Consider the following 17,151-nt stretch of genomic DNA (forward strand, 5'->3'; position numbering starts at 1 on the left):
AAATCAACTCGTTAGACAACTCTTAACGCATTGACAGAACTCATTCCCGGCTGCAATTGAACACTTTTCAACCAATGCAGCGCCATGTGACCGCACATCTTACATGAATTTTAGGGTAAATGATTCATCTCGTTAAGCTTCAACCCACCTTAAACGAGAGGAACTTTACCTGGTAAATATTCATGCTAATAATGTTTGTCTCGTTTTTTTCGGAACTGCTCAATGAAAGACGCCGATGAAAGACCGCATCCTGACAGCTGGCTGACCCTTCAACACGATGCCGAAACCGGAATAGAGAGCGTCTGCGCCCACTTTAAAGGCCATGCCTACGATCCGCATGATCATGACGAAGTGCTGATAGGTGTCACGCATCAGGGCTTACAGCGCTTTCACTGCCACCGGGCGCTGCACACCAGCACCCCGGGCCGCGCGATTTTGATTGAGCCAGGTGCGGTCCATGACGGGCATGCTCCGGATGCACAGGGCTTTACTTATTCGATGCTGTACATCCCGCAGCGCTGGCTTTCCGTAATGATGGACGCGCGTGGGTTGGGCGATATTTCGGGCCTGGAATCAGCCTTTCGCACTACGCTGACGGACGATGACCGACTCACCCATGCCATTGGGCAAAGCGTCTTTGCTATCCATCATCAGGAAGGCAAGCTCGCCCGGGATCAGAGTCTCGACCATCTGCTGTCGCTACTTTCCCGACATATCCGCCCTGCGCCGACGTCCACCCTGAGTGACTCTCAGCGTCAGATGTATCAGGTGCGGGATTATCTGCATGACCGGATGGGGAGCGACATTGGGCTGGACGAACTTGCCGCCTGGGCAGGACTCGATCGCTTTCGCCTCAGCCGTCAGTTCAAGAAGACGTTCGGCCTGAGCCCTCATGCCTGGCTGGTGCGCCTGCGCTTACGTACCGCGCGGATGCTACTGGCCAAAGGTCAGGATCCGGCGCAGGTTGCTCTGCTGGTTGGATTTTCTGACCAAAGCCATATGGGACGCTGGTTCCAACGCGCCTATCGCCTCTCTCCGGCGGCCTATCAGCGCCAGTGCACAAACGTTCTATATTAAAAAACGCCACTCTCCGATGCTGTTCCCCTGCAACATGACTGGAGAACACCTGTGATTTTTGATACTAAAAACGCACTGATCGTGCGCAATGATTTAGCCCCGTGGCAGCGTCTGAACGTGGTGGCCTTTCTCGCCACTGGCATAACGTCGGGTGCGCCTGAAATTATAGGTAAGCCCTACGTCGATAGCCTGGGTCGCCAGTATGGCAAACTGGCCGGAGAGCCAATGCTGATATTTGAAGCTGACCTGGCGGCGCTGCAAAAAGCGCATGGCAAAGGGCTGGAGCGTGAATTGACGCTGACGCCTTATGTGGAAGCGATGTTTGCCACGGGCCACGATGCGGCCAATCGGGAGGTGTTTCTGGCAGAAGATGCCAATAACCTGAACCTGGTCGGGCTGGCGATTCGCGGCCCTAAAAAGGCGGTCGATAAGGTGATCAAGGGGCTGAAACTGCATCCCTGAGTGAAGACGTGGGGAATGGCGAGAGCCGCCATTCCCGGCGATTTACAGGAACGGCTTCACATCACCAACGCCTTCACGCAGCACGACCGGTGCATCTTCGGTGATATCAATCACCGTGGTCGGCTGCTGACCGAGATAGCCGCCGTGGATGATCAGGTCCACCTGCTTCTCCAGACGGTCTTTGATCTCTTCCGGATCGGACTCGGTAAAGTCACTGCCCGGCAGCATCAATGAGGTCGACAGCATCGGCTCGCCCAGCGCTTCGAGCAGCATCTGCGCAATCGGGTTCGACGGCACGCGCATCCCGATGGTTTTACGCTTTTCCTGCAACAGACGGCGCGGCACTTCTTTGGTCCCTTTCAGGATAAAAGTGTAGTTGCCAGGGGTGTTGTTCTTGATCAGACGAAACGCCACGTTATCAACATAGGCGTAGGTCGACAGTTCCGACAGGTCGCGGCACATCAGGGTAAAGTTATGCCCGTCTGGCAGATGGCGAATGCGGCAAATTCGCTCCATCGCGCCCTTGTCTTCAATTTTGCAGCCGAGTGCATAACCGGAATCGGTGGGATAGACGATAACGCCGCCCTTACGCACGATTTCTACCGCCTGATTAATCAGACGCTGCTGCGGGTTTTCCGGGTGAACATAAAAAAACTGACTCATACTTCCTCTCGTTTATCTTGGGGCTGTTCCCAGCTTTGCCACACGCCCTCCACCCCCGCAGGGAGCCACAGCTTACGTCCGAGTTCAATCCACGGACAGGGCTGATGAAAATCAGAGCCCTGGGACGCCAGTAGTCCGTACTGGTTCGCATAAGCGGCAAGCTGCGCACGCTCGTGGGGAGCCTGTTGGCACTGGGCGACTTCCATTGCATCGCCGCCACATTCACTGAAGAAGGCCAACAATCTTTTCAGCCACTTGGCAGACAGGTTGTAACGCCCCGGATGGGCAATTACCGCCTTACCGCCAGAATGATGAATCACATCAATAGCTTGATCTATTGTACACCACTGTGGCGGAACGTAACCGGTTTTACCGCGAGCGAGATACTTTTTAAAGACATCGTTAAAGTTGCTCGCTCTGCCTGATTCCACCAGAAAACGGGCGAAGTGTCCTCGGGTCACCGCCGCGCCGTCGGCCAGTGCCAGCGCACCTTCCCACGCCCCCGGGATCTGCGCTTTTTCCAGACGCTCGGCAATCAGTTTGGCGCGCTGCTGGCGACGCTCGGTTTGCGCGGCCAAAAATTCGGTCATTGCCGGATGGTCGATATCAATATTCAGGCCGACGATGTGGATATCGTGATTTTCCCAGACGGTGGAGATTTCCACCCCGGTAATCAGGTCGAGCGGCAATCCGGCACGGGCGATCTCAGCCCGGGCGGCGGGGATCGCTGCGACGGTATCATGATCGGTAATGGCCAACGTACCCACGCGCATTTCCAGCGCACGATGCACCAACTCTTCCGGCGTCAGACGGCCATCAGAGGCAGTGGTGTGGCTGTGCAGGTCGTAAATCACGGCGTAGGGATGGTCGCTCAAAATTGCTCCGGTGTTCAGTTATCACTATCAGATTTGGGTTTGACGGCGCCCATCATAGCCGTTGTGCATCATTTTCTGAAATCAGGGGTTGACTTTATCCTCCTGGACTAGTTAACTAGTACGCAAGTTCACACAACGAGGTATCTGCGATGACACATTATTCCGTTACTCTGCATGGCTGGTGGCGTACAACCTGAATCCGGGCTGTAACTACGCGTCTGCACAAGACAAACAGATACCAGGCCCGCCATGCGCGGGCTTTTTATTGAACACGACATACCAGACAACGAGAACGAAAAATGCAAACACAGAAACCCGCGCTCGAACTTCTGACCAGTGACGCCATCTATCGGGAAAACCCGACGGCGCTGTTTCACCAGCTGTGCGGTGCCCGTCCGGCGACCCTGCTGCTGGAATCGGCAGATATCGACAGTAAAGATGATTTAAAAAGCCTGCTGTTGGTTGACAGCGCCCTGCGCATTACCGCTTTAGGTGACACCGTCACCCTTCAGGCATTGTCCGACAACGGCGCAGCCCTGCTGGATTTACTCGACGGCGCCCTGCCCGCAGGCATCGACAATCAGCGTCAGCCCAATGGCCGCATTCTGCATTTCCCGGCGGTGAGCAACCTGCTCGATGAAGACGCCCGCCTGTGTTCCCTGTCAGTATTCGACGCCTTCCGCCTGTTGCAGTCGCTGGTGACCGTGCCGGTCGATGAGCGCGAAGCGATGTTCTTCGGCGGATTGTTCGCCTATGACCTGGTCGCGGGCTTCGAAGATTTACCGGCCCTGGAAAGCGACACCGCCTGCCCGGACTACTGCTTTTATCTGGCCGAAACGCTGTTAGTTATCGATCACCAGACCAAAACCACCCGGATTCAGGCCAGCCTGTTTACGCCGCTGGAAGCGGAAAAGCAGCGCCTGACTCAGCGCGTGGCGCAGGTTCGCCAGCAGCTGAACGAGCCGCCAATGCCGCTGCCGGTGACTAAAATCGAACAGATGCAGACCGAGATCAATCAGAGCGACGATGAGTACGGCGCGGTCGTGCGTAAAATGCAACGCGCCATTCGTGCCGGAGAAATCTTCCAGGTGGTGCCATCCCGTCGCTTCTCGCTGCCCTGCCCGTCGCCGCTGGCGGCCTATGACGTGCTGAAGAAGAGCAACCCAAGTCCGTACATGTTCTTCATGCAGGATAACGATTTCAGCCTGTTCGGTGCCTCACCGGAAAGCTCGCTGAAATACGATGCCAGCAACCGTCAGATTGAAATTTATCCGATCGCCGGAACCCGCCCTCGCGGTCGTCGTGCCGATGGTTCCCTGGACCGCGACCTCGACAGCCGCATCGAACTGGAAATGCGTACCGACCATAAAGAGCTGTCCGAGCATCTGATGCTGGTCGATTTAGCGCGTAACGATCTGGCCCGCATTTGCACCCCCGGCAGCCGCTACGTGGCTGACCTGACTAAAGTTGACCGTTACTCGTTCGTGATGCACCTGGTCTCCCGCGTGGTCGGCGAACTGCGTCAGGATCTGGACGTGCTGCACGCCTACCGCGCCTGCATGAACATGGGCACCCTGAGCGGTGCGCCGAAAGTCCGGGCCATGCAGCTGATTGCCGCCGCTGAGGGCAAACGCCGCGGCAGCTACGGCGGTGCGGTGGGCTATTTCACCGCCCACGGCGACCTTGATACCTGCATTGTTATCCGTTCTGCTTTTGTTGAAAACGGCATTGCTACCGTCCAGGCAGGTGCTGGCGTGGTGCTCGACTCCGTGCCGCAGTCCGAAGCCGATGAAACCCGAAATAAAGCTCGCGCGGTGCTGCGCGCCATTGCTCAGGCCCACCACGCTAAGGAGATTTTCTGATGGCTGACATTCTGCTGCTCGATAATATCGACTCCTTTACCTACAACCTGGCAGACCAGCTGCGCGCCAGCGGGCATAACGTGGTTATTTACCGCAACCATGTTCCGGCGCAAACCCTGATTGAGCGTCTGGCCACCATGGACAACCCGGTGCTGATGCTCTCTCCCGGCCCGGGTGCACCGTCCGAAGCGGGCTGTATGCCGGAACTGCTGACCCGGATGCGCGGCAAGCTGCCGATCATCGGCATCTGCCTCGGTCATCAGGCAATTGTGGAAGCCTACGGCGGTTACGTCGGCCAGGCGGGCGAAATCCTGCACGGGAAAGCATCAAGTATTGAACATGATGGTCAGGCGATGTTTGCCGGGCTGAGTAACCCGCTGCCGGTGGCACGCTATCACTCCCTGGTCGGGAGTAACGTTCCGGCCGGGCTGACCATCAACGCCAGCTTCAATGGGATGGTGATGGCGGTGCGTCACGACGCGGATCGCGTGGTGGGCTTCCAGTTCCATCCGGAATCGATTCTGACAAGCCAGGGCGCGCGCCTGCTGGAACAAACCCTGGAATGGGCGCAGAAGAAACTGGAGCCAGCCAATACCCTTCAACCGATTCTGGAAAAACTGTATCAGGCACAAACCCTGAGCCAGCCGGAAAGCCACCAGCTGTTTTCCGCGGTGGTGCGCGGGGAAGTGAAGCCGGAACAGCTGGCTGCCGCCCTGGTCAGCATGAAAGTGCGAGGCGAGCAGCCGCAGGAAATTGCCGGGGCCGCTACTGCCCTGCTGGAAAATGCTGCCCCGTTCCCACGCCCTGACTATCCGTTTGCCGATATCGTTGGCACCGGTGGCGACGGCAGCAACAGCATCAACATTTCCACCGCCAGCGCCTTTGTGGCGGCGGCATGTGGGCTGAAAGTGGCGAAGCACGGCAACCGCAGCGTCTCAAGCAAATCCGGCTCCTCCGATTTACTGGCCGCCTTTGGCATTAATCTGGAAATGAACGCCGATAAATCGCGCGAAGCGTTAGACGATCTCGGCGTGTGCTTCCTGTTCGCGCCGAAATACCACACCGGTTTCCGTCATGCTATGCCGGTACGCCAGCAGTTGAAAACCCGTACTCTGTTCAACGTCCTGGGTCCGTTGATCAACCCGGCGCATCCGCCGATTGCGCTGATTGGCGTCTACAGCCCGGAGCTGGTGTTACCGATTGCGGAAACCCTGCGGGTGTTGGGCTACCAGCGTGCAGCAGTGGTTCACAGCGGCGGAATGGACGAAGTTTCTCTGCATGCGCCAACGGTGGTGGCAGAACTTAAAGACGGCGAGATCCAGAGCTATCAGTTGACCGCCGAGGACTTCGGATTAACCCCGTATCATCAGGAACAGCTGGCGGGCGGCACCCCGGAAGAAAACCGTGACATTCTTTCACGCTTGCTACAAGGTAAAGGTGAAGCCGCCCACGAGGCCGCTGTTTCCGCCAACGTCGCCATGCTGATGCGCCTTCACGGGCATGAAGATTTGAAAGCCAACGTGCAGCAGGTTCTTGACGTTCTGCACAGTGGTGCAGCTTACGATCGCGTGACCGCATTAGCGGCAAGAGGATAAGAAATGCAGACCGTTTTAGCCAAAATCGTTGCCGATAAACGCATCTGGGTCGAAGCCCGTAAAGAGCAGCAACCGTTAGCCAGTTTCCAGAATGAGGTTCAGCCGAGCACCCGTCATTTTTATGATGCTCTGCAAGGCGCGCGCACCGCGTTCATTCTGGAATGCAAAAAAGCGTCACCGTCTAAAGGGGTTATCCGCGATGATTTTGACCCGGCGCGTATTGCCGGTGTCTACAAACACTATGCGTCGGCGATTTCGGTTCTGACCGACGAAAAGTATTTCCAGGGCAGCTTTGATTTTCTGCCGATTGTCAGCCAAATCGCGCCGCAGCCGATTCTGTGCAAAGACTTTATTGTCGACCCGTATCAGCTTTACCTGGCGCGTCACTATCAGGCGGATGCCTGTCTGCTCATGCTGTCGGTACTGGACGATGACGAATATCGTCAGCTTTCGGCGGTGGCGCACAGTCTGAGCATGGGCGTGCTGACCGAAGTGAGCAATGAGGAAGAACTGGAGCGCGCCATTGCGCTGGAAGCCAAAGTCGTTGGCATCAATAACCGCGACCTGCGTGACCTCTCCATCGACCTCAACCGCACCCGCGAACTGGCCCCGCGTTTAGGCGCCGGTGTGACGGTGATCAGCGAGTCGGGGATCAACACCTACGGCCAGGTGCGTGAACTGAGCCACTTCGCCAACGGCTTCCTGATTGGTTCAGCCCTGATGTCGCACGATGATTTAAATGCCGCCGTCCGCCGGGTGCTGATGGGCGAAAATAAAGTCTGTGGGCTGACCCGAGCCCAGGACGCGCTGGCCGCCTTCGAAGCCGGTGCCGTCTATGGCGGGCTGATTTTTGTGCCTTCCTCCCCGCGTTTCGTGACTGACGAGCAGGCGCAGGACGTTATCCACAGCGCCCCCCTGAGCTATGTCGGCGTGTTCCGTGATGCCCCGGTGAGCGACGTGGCGGCAAAAGTTAATAGCCTGGCGCTGGCGGCGGTGCAACTGCACGGCAGCGAAGATCAGGCCTACATCGACACCCTGCGCGCGGCACTGCCTGAGAAAGTACAAATCTGGAAGGCGCTGAGCGTCAAAGATTCCCTGCCCGCCCGCAACCTGAACCACGTAGACAAATACGTGCTGGATAACGGCCAGGGCGGCAGCGGACAACGTTTCGACTGGTCACTGCTCCACGGTCAGGACGTAAGCAACGTCCTGCTGGCAGGCGGCCTGGCCCCTGATAACTGCGTGGAAGCGGCAAAAAGCGGCTGCGCGGGGCTCGATTTCAATTCCGGCGTAGAGTCTGAACCGGGTATCAAAGATGCCAGCAAACTGGCCTCGGTTTTCCAGACGCTGCGCGCATATTAAGGACATGGACATGAACACATTACTGAACCCCTATTTTGGCGAATTTGGCGGCATGTACGTGCCGCAAATCCTGATGCCTGCCCTGCGCCAGCTGGAAGAAGCTTTTGTCAGCGCGCAGAAGGATCCTGAATTTCAGGCCCAGTTTACCGACCTGCTCAAAAACTACGCTGGCCGCCCGACGGCGCTGACCAAGTGTCAAAACCTGACCGAAGGCACCAAAACCACGCTGTACCTCAAGCGTGAAGATTTACTCCACGGCGGGGCACACAAAACTAACCAGGTGCTGGGCCAGGCGCTGCTCGCCAAACGGATGGGCAAAACCGAAATCATTGCTGAAACCGGTGCCGGACAGCACGGGGTGGCCTCCGCGCTGGCGTGCGCCCTGCTCGGGCTGAAATGTCGTATCTACATGGGTGCGAAAGATATTGAGCGTCAGTCGCCGAACGTATTCCGTATGCGTCTGATGGGGGCAGAAGTGATCGCAGTTCACAGCGGATCCGCCACCCTGAAAGATGCCTGTAACGAAGCGCTGCGCGACTGGTCTGGCAGCTATGAAACCGCGCACTACATGCTCGGCACCGCAGCAGGCCCGCATCCGTTCCCGACCATTGTGCGTGAATTCCAGCGCATGATCGGGGAAGAAACCAAAGTGCAAATCCAGGCACGTGAAGGACGCCTGCCGGACGCGGTGATTGCCTGCGTCGGCGGCGGTTCGAACGCCATTGGTATGTTTGCTGATTTCATCGATGACACCACCGTCGGCCTGATTGGCGTGGAGCCTGCCGGACACGGGATTGAAACCGGAGAGCACGGCGCGCCGCTGAAACACGGTCGCGTAGGCATCTACTTCGGCATGAAATCGCCGATGATGCAGACCGATGAGGGCCAGATTGAAGAGTCGTATTCCATTTCCGCCGGGCTGGACTTCCCGTCCGTTGGGCCACAGCACGCGTTCCTGAACAGCATTGGCCGTGCGGAATATGTGTCGATCACCGATAACGAAGCGCTGGATGCATTCAAAGCGCTGAGCCGCCACGAAGGGATTATCCCGGCGCTGGAATCCTCACACGCCCTGGCCCACGCGCTGAAAATGATGCGCGAAAATCCGGAAAAAGAGCAGCTGCTGGTGGTGAACCTCTCCGGTCGCGGCGACAAAGATATTTTCACTGTTCATGACATTCTGAAAGCGCGAGGGGAAATCTGATGGAACGCTATGACAACCTGTTTGCTGAGCTGAAAAACCGCAAGGAAGGCGCGTTTGTTCCCTTCGTTACGCTGGGCGATCCCGGCCCGGAACAATCACTGCAGATTATCGACACCCTGATTGAAGCCGGTGCCGACGCGCTGGAACTGGGTATTCCGTTCTCCGATCCGCTGGCAGATGGCCCGACCATTCAGAACGCCACCCTGCGGGCATTTGCGTCTGGCGTGACGCCGACCCAGTGCTTCGAAATGCTGGCGACGATCCGTCAGAAACACCCGACCATTCCGATTGGCCTGCTGATGTATGCCAACCTGGTCTTCAACCGCGGGATTGATGCGTTTTACGCGGAATGCGCGCGCGTCGGTGTCGATTCGGTGCTGGTCGCTGACGTGCCGGTGGAGGAATCAGCTGAGTTCCGTCAGGCTGCGATGCGTCATAACGTCGCACCGATTTTCATCTGCCCGCCGAATGCCGATGACGACCTGCTGCGCCAGATTGCGTCCCACGGCCGCGGATATACCTATCTGCTGTCGCGGGCGGGTGTCACCGGGGCGGAAAACCGCGCCGCACTGCCGCTGCATCATCTGATTGAGAAACTCAACGAGTACCATGCCGCGCCACCATTGCAGGGCTTTGGGATTTCCGCTCCGGAGCAGGTAAGTGCCGCCATCGGGGCCGGTGCTGCGGGGGCGATATCTGGCTCGGCGATCGTCAAAATTATCGAGAAGAATCTGGATGATCACCCGGCGATGCTGGCAGAGCTAAAAGCCTTCGTGCAGAACATGAAGGCCGCCACCTACGGGTAATGTTGATTCCCCAATAAAGAAGGGGTTGAAGTTCTTAATGAGAAGCATTATCTTTCTCATTACCGAATAATTGAGCAAATCACTCAGGTATTCGGTACGACATTGCTCACATTGCTTCCAGTATTATTTGCCCGCCTTGCGCGGGCTTTTTTTATTTCTTGTTCAGATCTTCATCCGGCCAGTATTTAGAGCCGTTGATCATCGCCTGCGCCGCGAGGCCTTTTTCGGTCATCTCGTACACGCTAACTTTAGACGGTAGCGATTGAGTATCCGTTGCTACGCCGGTGGCAGAAGCCCCCGTGCCTGCGCCGGTATCATCATACTTCGCCGCCGCATTGGCATCTGCGCCAACGACGTAGCCGTCAGTGATGAATTTGTTCAGCGTATTCCTGTCATGGAACACCATCACCGTGCTCAACTGTTTGATTCCGACCCCGACGCCTGCCCCGCCCTGCGCCATCTTCATGTAGGTATCTTTGCCGCTGCGCAGGTCTTTCACCACGCCGTAGCCGCTGCCGAAACCAAAGACGAAAATTTTGCTGCTGTTGCTGGCGAAGACCGCATAACCGGTTGAATGCTGAATATCGCTCCGCGCTTCCGGATGCAGCTTATAGAGCTGCGTTAAGGTATCGGTGCGCATTTTTTGAATGGTGGCACGTTGCTGGCTGGCGGTATCGCCTTTGGCGCTACAACCGGCAATCACCAGGGCGGAAACAATCAAAAGGGATTTAAATTTCATGATTTGCATCTGTCTCTACTTATTGAGAGCGCCATTTTAGTGACAACACAAACAGATGCGAGAAATGCACAGGCTACAGATGTAAGGAATTTATTTTTAAATTACAGATAATTGGAGAGTTTTTAATCGATTAGAGTGGCCGCCCGGCAGCCACTCTTAATCCCATCAGAAGCGATAACCTGCGGAGAACATAAACACCCACGGGTCAAGACGCGTATTAATGGTGTGGTTTTCGCCACCGGCCTTAAATTTGATATCGGTGTCGACGTCCATATACCAGACCGAGGCGTTAATCAGCCAGTCACGGTTGATCAGGTAATCCACCCCAACCTGCCCCGCTGCACCCCAGGAATCGCTGGCGCTGAGGTCAGATAACCCCGCGTCTTTTCCGGTATCGTTGAAGTCGGCGTTAAAGAAGGTGGTGTAGTTGATCCCGGCCCCGATGTACGGCCGCACTTTGCTGCTGGCATCAAAGAAATACCACTGTGCCATCAGCGTCGGCGGTAACAGATTCACCGTGGCTATCGTTCCTGTTGGGCCCGTGCCCACTTTGCTGCGGAACGGTGACGCAGCCAACAACTCGATCCCAATGTTATCGGTGGCCATATAGGTAAAGGTCAAACCGAGCTGGGTATTGTTATCGACGGTAAAGCTGCCCAGCCCAAGTACGTTATCAGAGCCTTCGGTGGGACGGATAGTCGCCGATCCGGCACGGATAAAGAACTCGCCCGCTTCATGCGCCCAGGCTCCACCAGAGAGACTGCTCAAAACCAGCGCTGCCACTGCTAACTTTTTCATTTCCACTCCTTCGTTATGGTTTTATAAGCGCGCTGAATATACCCACAAATAAGTAAAAACGATCCAACTCAGATCACATTCAATCTTGAGATTTAACATTCATTGATCTGGATTAATTTTTCGTTACCAAATCCACAGAGATAAACCCCATCCACATCAATTCTCTTTCTTTTCTCTGTTACAAAAAAAGGGGGATCGACGGCGAAAAAATCGCCACAGGCCCCTGCGGCTTACCGCCTCTTTACAAAGATATGCTTTTCCATACAGGTGTTGATGCTGCCACTTTGGCGTCGGGTGGGTTACAATTGCCGGCTTATTACTACCAGTCAGACTCAAGGAGAGTGCATGTCTATCACGGCTAAGTCGGTTTACCGTGACACGGGTAATTTTTTTCGCAATCAGTTCGTTACGGTTCTGTTGATTGCGTTGTTGTGTGCGTTTATCACGGTGGTGCTTGGCCATGCGTTCTCACCGAGCGATGAACAGCTCGCCCTGTTAAGCGAAGGTGATCACCTCGCAGGCAGCGTGGGCCTGTTTGAACTGGTGCAAAACATGACCCCGGAGCAACAGCAAATTCTGCTGCGGGCGTCGGCGGCGTCGACATTTTCCGGGCTGATTGGTAACGCCATTCTCGCGGGCGGCGTACTGCTGATGATTCAGATGATTTCCGCCGGACAGCGCGTGAGCGCTCTGCGTGCGATTGGGGCCAGCGCGCCGGTGCTGCCGAAACTGCTGCTGCTGATCCTCATCACCACCTTCCTGGTGCAGATGGGGGTCATGCTGGTCGTGGTCCCGGGCGTCTTGCTGGCTATCGTGCTCTCTTTCGCGCCTATCATGTTGGTGCAGGACAAAATGGGGCTCTTCTCCTCAATGCGCAACAGTATGCGTCTGGCGTGGGGCAACATGCGTCTGGTCGCACCGGCGGTGATTGGCTGGCTGCTGGCGAAAACGCTGCTGCTGATGTTCGCGCCGAACTTCGCGGTACTCACGCCGAACGTCGGCGCGGTGGTGGTAAACTGCATCAGCAATTTGATTTCCGCTTTATTGCTGATCTATTTATTCCGCCTGTATATGCTTATTCGTAGCTGATCCCCAGGCCCGGCGATCCCGGGCCACTATTGAAATACGGAACCGATGTATGAAGCAGTTTTTGGATTTTTTACCGTTGGTGGTGTTCTTTGTTTTCTACAAACTGTATGACATCTTTACCGCTACCGCGGCCCTGATAATCGCCACCGCCATCGTCCTGGTTTACTGCTGGGTGCGCTATCGCAAAGTCGAAAAAATGGCACTGATTACCTTTGTGCTGGTCGCGGTATTTGGCGGCATGACCCTGTTCTTCCATAACTCCGAATTTATTAAATGGAAAGTGACGGTTATTTATGTCCTGTTTGCCGGGGCACTGCTGTTCAGCCAGTGGGTAATGAAAAAGCCGCTGATCCAGCGGATGCTTGGTAAAGAGCTGACCTTGCCACAGTTCGTATGGTCGCGACTGAATATCGCCTGGGCGCTGTTCTTTATCATTTGTGGCCTGGCGAACATCTATATCGCCTTCTGGCTGCCGGAAAACATCTGGATTAACTTTAAAGTGTTCGGCTTAACCGCCCTGACCCTGATTTTCACGCTGCTGAGCGGGGTGTACATCTACCGCCACATGCCGCAGGACGACAAGTAAATGACCGAGAGCAGTAACGTTCCGCAGGGCGATTTAGTTCTGCGTACCCTGGCGATGCCAGCGGATACCAACGCCAATGGCGATATCTTCGGCGGCTGGATCATGTCGCAGATGGACCTCGGTGGTGCCATCATGGCCAAAGAAATTGCGCAGGGCCGTGTGGTCACGGTGCGCGTTGATGGCATGACGTTTTTACGTCCCGTCGCGGTGGGTGACGTGGTGTGTTGCTATGCCCGCTGTACCAAACGCGGCACCACTTCAATCACGGTGAACATTGAGGTATGGGTGAAGAAGGTCTCTTCTGAGCCAATTGGTCAGCGTTATAAAGCGACCGAAGCCCTGTTTATCTATGTGGCGGTGGATAGCGAAGGAAAGCCTCGGCCCTTCCCACAAGCGTAAAAAAAGCCCGGTCAATGCATTTGACCGGGCTTTTTTATTACAGAAAACCGAGCAGTTTAAAGAAGAAGTATCCCGCCACAATCACAATCACCGGCAGGACATACAGGTTGAAAATCTGCAAAAAGAGGGTGTGGCGCGGAACCACAATTTTCGCGTCGATTTGTTCCTTACTTAATCCTTCCGGCCCTTTCGCTTTCTCCAGAATCAGCTGATCCTCCACGCCTTCGCGCAGAAACTTAGCCTGACGACTCATTCGCGCCCCGGAGGCCTGCAACGCCAGCCCGATGAAAATCAGGGCAAAGATAATCCAGAAGCCAATATTCAGGCTGTGGTGAAAATCTGGCTGCGGCGAGTTGTACCAGAAAAAGTTCAGGAACGGCGTATTGAAGCGGATCATCTCAATCATTACATGGGAGAAGTCGAGCAAAACCGCATCGATCCCTGGCTGCTTCTCACTGTGCTCAAACATGAATTTGAACACCGATATGAGGGTGGAAATGACGGCCGGGATAAAGATGACCCAGCCCAAAATGCGTTTCAGTACGGCGATGCGTCCAGCTTGTTGATACGTCATGGGTTCCCCTTGTTCAGACGCGCTTTCTGTTTCGCAGTAAGTCTACCTTTAGTTGCGCCTTTTCGCCTGCGCTTTAAAAGCGATATGGTGTACGATGAGGTCGAATCTCAGGTCTTTTTCCCTACAGGAGTTGCCTTATGACAGCCGAGCGTCAAATTGTTGCCGCTATCTTTGATATGGATGGTTTACTGATTGATTCCGAACCGTTGTGGGATCGTGCCGAACTGGATGTCGTTGCCGGTCTGGGCGTAGACATTTCGCGCCGTAATGAGCTGCCGGACACGCTTGGTCTGCGTATTGATATGGTGGTAAAGCTGTGGTTTGCCCAGCAACCATGGAACGGCCCAAGCCGCGAGGAGGTCACTGCCCGTATCATCAGCCGCGCGATAACCCTGGTTGAAGAACAACGTCCTCTGCTGCCGGGTGTGCGCGAAGCGATTGCGCTGTGCAAATCTCAGGGGCTGAAAGTCGGTCTGGCCTCTGCCTCCCCGTTACATATGCTGGAAAAAGTGCTGGATATGTTCGACCTGCGCGACCGGTTTGACGCCCTCGCCTCCGCGGAAAAACTGCAGTACAGCAAACCGCACCCGCAGGTGTATCTCGACTGTGCGGCGAAACTCGGCGTTAGCCCGCTGGCCTGCGTGGCGCTGGAAGATTCCGTTAACGGCATGATTGCCAGCAAAGCGGCGCGAATGCGCTCGATTGTTGTCCCGGAGCACGCCAACTTCGCCGACCCGCGCTACGTCCTGGCAAACGTGAAGCTTTCTTCTCTGGAACAGCTCACCGCTGAACATTTGCGCGGTTAACACGGTGCGCTGTTTGTTAACCTAAAATAGTGACAAACAGTTACACCGTCACCTCTTCCGCCTACTGTATAAAAACCCTATACTGTATGAATTGACAGTTTGACGGGTATTATCATGACGGCGGAAGGACACCTGCTCTTTTCTATCGCCTGTGCGGTGTTTGCTAAAAATGCAGAACTGACCCCGGTTCTTGCACAGGGTGACTGGTGGCATATTGTTCCCGCTGCGGTATTGACCTGCCTGCTGCCCGATATCGATCACCCCAAATCCTTCCTCGGGCAACGATTAAGCTGGATAGCCAAGCCCGTGGCGAGGATGTTCGGCCATCGCGGTTTTACCCACAGTCTTCTGGCCGTTTTTGGCGGTCTGACGCTGTTCTACCTGAAAGTGCCCGAGAGCTGGATTATCCCCGCCGATGTATTGCAGGGCATGGTGCTGGGCTATCTCAGCCATATCCTCGCCGATATGTTGACCCCCGCCGGAGTGCCGCTGCTGTGGCCGTGTCGCTGGCGCTTTCGTTTGCCCATTCTCGCGCCACGTAAAGGCAACCAACTGGAACGCGTATTATGTATGGCGCTGTTCGTGTATGCCGTGTGGATGCCGCAGTCGATGCCGGATAACAGCGCGGTGCGTTGGTCGTCTAGCCTGATCAGCGCCCTGCAATTTCGCTTCGACCGCTTTATTAATCATCAAAGCGGACAGTAAACCAGCAGTATCAGCGGTTTTGTCATAAACCATTCCATTTGGATATAAGCGCCACTTCACACTTCTGATAATCTTGCGTCATTAAAAGCAGTCTATTTTTAGACAGAATAAAGAGATCAGGAGAACGGGGATGAATTTTCCATTAATAGCGAACGTGCTGGTGTTCGCGATATTGTTGTTTGCTCTGGCGCAAACTCGCCATAAAAACTGGAGCCTGGCCAAGAAAGTCCTGGTCGGCCTGGCGATGGGCGTGGCGTTCGGTCTGGCACTGCAGTTGATTTACGGTGCTGACAGTACGGTCCTGAAAGACTCTATCCAGTGGTTCAACGTGGTGGGCAATGGCTATGTTCAGCTGCTGCAAATGATCGTCATGCCGCTGGTGTTTGCCTCTATTCTCAGCGCGGTAGCGCGTCTGCACAATGCGTCACAGCTGGGTAAAATCAGCTTCCTGACCATCGGCACCCTGCTGTTTGCCACGCTGATTTCTGCGCTGGTCGGTGTGCTGGTTACCAACCTGTTCGGTCTTACCGCTGAAGGTCTGGTTCAGGGAACCGCCGAAACCGCGCGTCTGAATGCCATTCAGAGCACCTACGCCGGGAAAGTGGCTGACCTGAGCGTGCCGCAGCTGCTGCTCTCCTTCGTGCCGAAAAACCCGTTTGCTGACCTGACCGGCGCTAGCCCGACGTCAATTATCAGCATCGTGATTTTCGCGGCCTTCCTCGGGGTGGCTGCCCTGAAACTGCTGAAAGACGACGAGCCGAAAGGCAAACGCGTGCTGACCGCCATCGATACCCTGCAAAGCTGGGTGATGAAGCTGGTTCGTCTGGTCATGCAGTTGACGCCTTACGGCGTACTGGCGCTGATGACCAAAGTCGTGGCGGGTTCTAACCTGCATGACATCATCAAACTTGGCGGGTTCGTGGTTGCCTCTTACCTGGGCCTGGCGATCATGTTCGTGGTTCACGGTCTGTTGTTGGGCGCCAACGGCATCAACCCGCTGAAATACTTCCGTAAAGTATGGCCAGTGCTGACCTTCGCGTTCACCAGCCGTTCCAGCGCCGCGTCGATTCCGCTGAATATTGAAGCGCAGACCCGTCGCCTGGGCGTGCCAGAATCCATCGCCAGCTTCTCTGCTTCGTTTGGTGCCACCATTGGTCAAAACGGTTGTGCGGGTCTGTACCCGGCGATGCTGGCGGTGATGGTTGCTCCCACCGTTGGGATTAACCCGCTGGATCCGCTGTGGATTGCGACTCTGGTCGGTATCGTGACGGTGAGTTCCGCAGGCGTGGCGGGCGTGGGCGGTGGTGCAACCTTCGCAGCGCTGATCGTTCTGCCTGCGATGGGCCTGCCGGTGACCCTGGTTGCGCTGCTGATTTCCATTGAACCGCTGATCGACATGGGCCGTACCGCCCTGAACGTCAACGGCTCAATGACCGCCGGGACCCTGACCAGCCAGTGGCTGCGTCAAACCGACAAAGCGGTGATGGAAAGCGAAGATGAAGTCGAGCTGGCGCATCGCTAAGCCAGCCCTCTGCGCCATACATCACAA

General features: G+C 55.8%; 18 protein-coding genes, 1 pseudogene and 1 other annotated feature. Of the genes and pseudogenes, 14 read left to right on the plus strand and 5 right to left on the minus strand.

Annotated elements, in window-relative coordinates; all coding sequences use genetic code 11:
* Positions 1-222 precede the first annotated feature (222 nt).
* Both ACG0Z5_RS13945 and ACG0Z5_RS13950 read left to right on the plus strand, forming a co-directional pair.
* The gene (locus ACG0Z5_RS13945; RefSeq protein ID WP_394448189.1) at positions 223-1,077 is read left to right on the plus strand and encodes a helix-turn-helix domain-containing protein; all 855 of its coding nucleotides are present in this window, start codon (positions 223-225) and stop codon (positions 1,075-1,077) included.
* Positions 1,078-1,131: 54 nt separating this feature from the next.
* The gene (locus ACG0Z5_RS13950; RefSeq protein WP_394448254.1) at positions 1,132-1,539 is read left to right on the plus strand and encodes a DUF2000 family protein; all 408 of its coding nucleotides are present in this window, start codon (positions 1,132-1,134) and stop codon (positions 1,537-1,539) included.
* Positions 1,540-1,581: 42 nt separating this feature from the next.
* Here ACG0Z5_RS13950 and ACG0Z5_RS13955 read toward each other — a convergent pair whose 3' ends face one another.
* Positions 1,582-2,202: an L-threonylcarbamoyladenylate synthase gene (locus ACG0Z5_RS13955; RefSeq protein ID WP_319630116.1), complete on the minus strand. Its 621-nt coding sequence runs from the start codon at positions 2,200-2,202 to the stop codon at positions 1,582-1,584.
* On the minus strand, positions 2,199-3,077 hold the full coding sequence (gene rnm, locus ACG0Z5_RS13960) for an RNase RNM (RefSeq protein WP_394448191.1): 879 nt from the start codon (positions 3,075-3,077) through the stop codon (positions 2,199-2,201). The genes ACG0Z5_RS13955 and rnm overlap by 4 nt, the downstream gene beginning before the upstream one ends.
* Before the next feature lie 173 nt (positions 3,078-3,250).
* Positions 3,251-3,344, plus strand: a sequence feature (Trp leader region).
* Positions 3,345-3,376: 32 nt separating this feature from the next.
* Here rnm and ACG0Z5_RS13965 point away from each other — a divergent pair.
* Genes ACG0Z5_RS13965 through trpA form a run of 5 tightly spaced genes read left to right on the plus strand, consistent with a single transcriptional unit; the run spans position 3,377 to position 9,906 of the window.
* Positions 3,377-4,939: an anthranilate synthase component 1 gene (locus ACG0Z5_RS13965; protein WP_394448193.1), complete on the plus strand. Its 1,563-nt coding sequence runs from the start codon at positions 3,377-3,379 to the stop codon at positions 4,937-4,939.
* Positions 4,939-6,534: a bifunctional anthranilate synthase glutamate amidotransferase component TrpG/anthranilate phosphoribosyltransferase TrpD gene (trpD, locus tag ACG0Z5_RS13970; protein ID WP_394448195.1), complete on the plus strand. Its 1,596-nt coding sequence runs from the start codon at positions 4,939-4,941 to the stop codon at positions 6,532-6,534. Before ACG0Z5_RS13965 ends, trpD begins: the two co-directional genes overlap by 1 nt.
* Before the next feature lie 3 nt (positions 6,535-6,537).
* Complete coding sequence (gene trpCF / locus ACG0Z5_RS13975; RefSeq protein ID WP_394448197.1) at positions 6,538-7,896, plus strand: bifunctional indole-3-glycerol-phosphate synthase TrpC/phosphoribosylanthranilate isomerase TrpF; 1,359 nt, start codon at positions 6,538-6,540, stop codon at positions 7,894-7,896.
* Between the two features lie 10 nt (positions 7,897-7,906).
* On the plus strand, positions 7,907-9,100 hold the full coding sequence (gene trpB, locus ACG0Z5_RS13980; RefSeq protein WP_394448199.1) for a tryptophan synthase subunit beta: 1,194 nt from the start codon (positions 7,907-7,909) through the stop codon (positions 9,098-9,100).
* Positions 9,100-9,906 (plus strand): tryptophan synthase subunit alpha, encoded by an 807-nt coding sequence (trpA, locus tag ACG0Z5_RS13985; protein ID WP_394448201.1) that lies wholly within the window; start codon positions 9,100-9,102, stop codon positions 9,904-9,906. The genes trpB and trpA overlap by 1 nt, the downstream gene beginning before the upstream one ends.
* Before the next feature lie 151 nt (positions 9,907-10,057).
* Here trpA and ACG0Z5_RS13990 read toward each other — a convergent pair whose 3' ends face one another.
* Positions 10,058-10,645 carry a YSC84-related protein gene (locus ACG0Z5_RS13990; protein WP_394448203.1) on the minus strand — a complete coding sequence of 196 codons (588 nt, stop codon included), beginning with the start codon at positions 10,643-10,645 and terminating at the stop codon, positions 10,058-10,060.
* Between the two features lie 165 nt (positions 10,646-10,810).
* The gene (gene ompW / locus ACG0Z5_RS13995) at positions 10,811-11,443 is read right to left on the minus strand and encodes an outer membrane protein OmpW (RefSeq protein ID WP_394448205.1); all 633 of its coding nucleotides are present in this window, start codon (positions 11,441-11,443) and stop codon (positions 10,811-10,813) included.
* A gap of 227 nt (positions 11,444-11,670) precedes the next feature.
* Here ompW and ACG0Z5_RS14000 point away from each other — a divergent pair.
* The 4 genes and pseudogenes from ACG0Z5_RS14000 to yciA form a co-directional block, all read left to right on the plus strand.
* Positions 11,671-11,805: pseudogene (locus ACG0Z5_RS14000) on the plus strand (hypothetical protein); the annotation flags it as partial.
* Positions 11,789-12,532: a YciC family protein gene (locus ACG0Z5_RS14005; protein WP_394448207.1), complete on the plus strand. Its 744-nt coding sequence runs from the start codon at positions 11,789-11,791 to the stop codon at positions 12,530-12,532. The pseudogene ACG0Z5_RS14000 and the gene ACG0Z5_RS14005, both read left to right, overlap by 17 nt.
* A 49-nt stretch (positions 12,533-12,581) precedes the next feature.
* On the plus strand, positions 12,582-13,118 hold the full coding sequence (locus ACG0Z5_RS14010; RefSeq protein ID WP_319630106.1) for a septation protein A: 537 nt from the start codon (positions 12,582-12,584) through the stop codon (positions 13,116-13,118).
* Positions 13,119-13,517, plus strand: coding sequence for an acyl-CoA thioester hydrolase YciA (yciA, locus tag ACG0Z5_RS14015; RefSeq protein WP_394448209.1), 399 nt, complete (start codon positions 13,119-13,121; stop codon positions 13,515-13,517).
* Positions 13,518-13,554: 37 nt separating this feature from the next.
* Here the strand turns inward: yciA and ACG0Z5_RS14020 are convergent, their stop codons facing one another.
* Positions 13,555-14,091 carry a YniB family protein gene (locus tag ACG0Z5_RS14020; RefSeq protein ID WP_394448211.1) on the minus strand — a complete coding sequence of 179 codons (537 nt, stop codon included), beginning with the start codon at positions 14,089-14,091 and terminating at the stop codon, positions 13,555-13,557.
* A gap of 137 nt (positions 14,092-14,228) precedes the next feature.
* On the opposite strand from ACG0Z5_RS14020, the gene hxpB reads away from it, so the two are divergent.
* The 3 genes from hxpB to ACG0Z5_RS14035 all read left to right on the plus strand — a co-directional run bounded on the left by hxpB (position 14,229) and on the right by ACG0Z5_RS14035 (position 17,124).
* Positions 14,229-14,897 (plus strand): hexitol phosphatase HxpB, encoded by a 669-nt coding sequence (gene hxpB, locus ACG0Z5_RS14025; RefSeq protein ID WP_394448213.1) that lies wholly within the window; start codon positions 14,229-14,231, stop codon positions 14,895-14,897.
* A gap of 114 nt (positions 14,898-15,011) precedes the next feature.
* Entirely contained in the window at positions 15,012-15,602 is a 591-nt protein-coding gene (locus tag ACG0Z5_RS14030) for a metal-dependent hydrolase (protein ID WP_394448215.1), read from the plus strand.
* Positions 15,603-15,732: 130 nt separating this feature from the next.
* Positions 15,733-17,124: an L-cystine transporter gene (locus tag ACG0Z5_RS14035; protein ID WP_394448217.1), complete on the plus strand. Its 1,392-nt coding sequence runs from the start codon at positions 15,733-15,735 to the stop codon at positions 17,122-17,124.
* Positions 17,125-17,151: the final 27 nt, after the last annotated feature.

It is taken from the genome of Scandinavium sp. M-37 (genome assembly GCF_043558715.1).
Lineage (GTDB): Bacteria > Pseudomonadota > Gammaproteobacteria > Enterobacterales > Enterobacteriaceae > Scandinavium > Scandinavium vulneris_A.

What these genes read in the sequence shown, in the direction of transcription:
- ACG0Z5_RS13945 (WP_394448189.1), top strand. Translation starts at nt 223, where the DNA reads ATGAAAGACGCCGATGAAAGACCGCATCCTGACAGCTGGCTGACCCTT.
- ACG0Z5_RS13955 (WP_319630116.1), bottom strand. Translation starts at nt 2,202, where the DNA reads ATGAGTCAGTTTTTTTATGTTCACCCGGAAAACCCGCAGCAGCGTCTG.
- ACG0Z5_RS13965 (WP_394448193.1), top strand. Translation starts at nt 3,377, where the DNA reads ATGCAAACACAGAAACCCGCGCTCGAACTTCTGACCAGTGACGCCATC.
- trpD (WP_394448195.1), top strand. Translation starts at nt 4,939, where the DNA reads ATGGCTGACATTCTGCTGCTCGATAATATCGACTCCTTTACCTACAAC.
- trpCF (WP_394448197.1), top strand. Translation starts at nt 6,538, where the DNA reads ATGCAGACCGTTTTAGCCAAAATCGTTGCCGATAAACGCATCTGGGTC.
- trpB (WP_394448199.1), top strand. Translation starts at nt 7,907, where the DNA reads ATGAACACATTACTGAACCCCTATTTTGGCGAATTTGGCGGCATGTAC.
- trpA (WP_394448201.1), top strand. Translation starts at nt 9,100, where the DNA reads ATGGAACGCTATGACAACCTGTTTGCTGAGCTGAAAAACCGCAAGGAA.
- ACG0Z5_RS13990 (WP_394448203.1), bottom strand. Translation starts at nt 10,645, where the DNA reads ATGAAATTTAAATCCCTTTTGATTGTTTCCGCCCTGGTGATTGCCGGT.
- ompW (WP_394448205.1), bottom strand. Translation starts at nt 11,443, where the DNA reads ATGAAAAAGTTAGCAGTGGCAGCGCTGGTTTTGAGCAGTCTCTCTGGT.
- ACG0Z5_RS14005 (WP_394448207.1), top strand. Translation starts at nt 11,789, where the DNA reads ATGTCTATCACGGCTAAGTCGGTTTACCGTGACACGGGTAATTTTTTT.
- ACG0Z5_RS14010 (WP_319630106.1), top strand. Translation starts at nt 12,582, where the DNA reads ATGAAGCAGTTTTTGGATTTTTTACCGTTGGTGGTGTTCTTTGTTTTC.
- yciA (WP_394448209.1), top strand. Translation starts at nt 13,119, where the DNA reads ATGACCGAGAGCAGTAACGTTCCGCAGGGCGATTTAGTTCTGCGTACC.
- ACG0Z5_RS14020 (WP_394448211.1), bottom strand. Translation starts at nt 14,091, where the DNA reads ATGACGTATCAACAAGCTGGACGCATCGCCGTACTGAAACGCATTTTG.
- hxpB (WP_394448213.1), top strand. Translation starts at nt 14,229, where the DNA reads ATGACAGCCGAGCGTCAAATTGTTGCCGCTATCTTTGATATGGATGGT.
- ACG0Z5_RS14030 (WP_394448215.1), top strand. Translation starts at nt 15,012, where the DNA reads ATGACGGCGGAAGGACACCTGCTCTTTTCTATCGCCTGTGCGGTGTTT.
- ACG0Z5_RS14035 (WP_394448217.1), top strand. Translation starts at nt 15,733, where the DNA reads ATGAATTTTCCATTAATAGCGAACGTGCTGGTGTTCGCGATATTGTTG.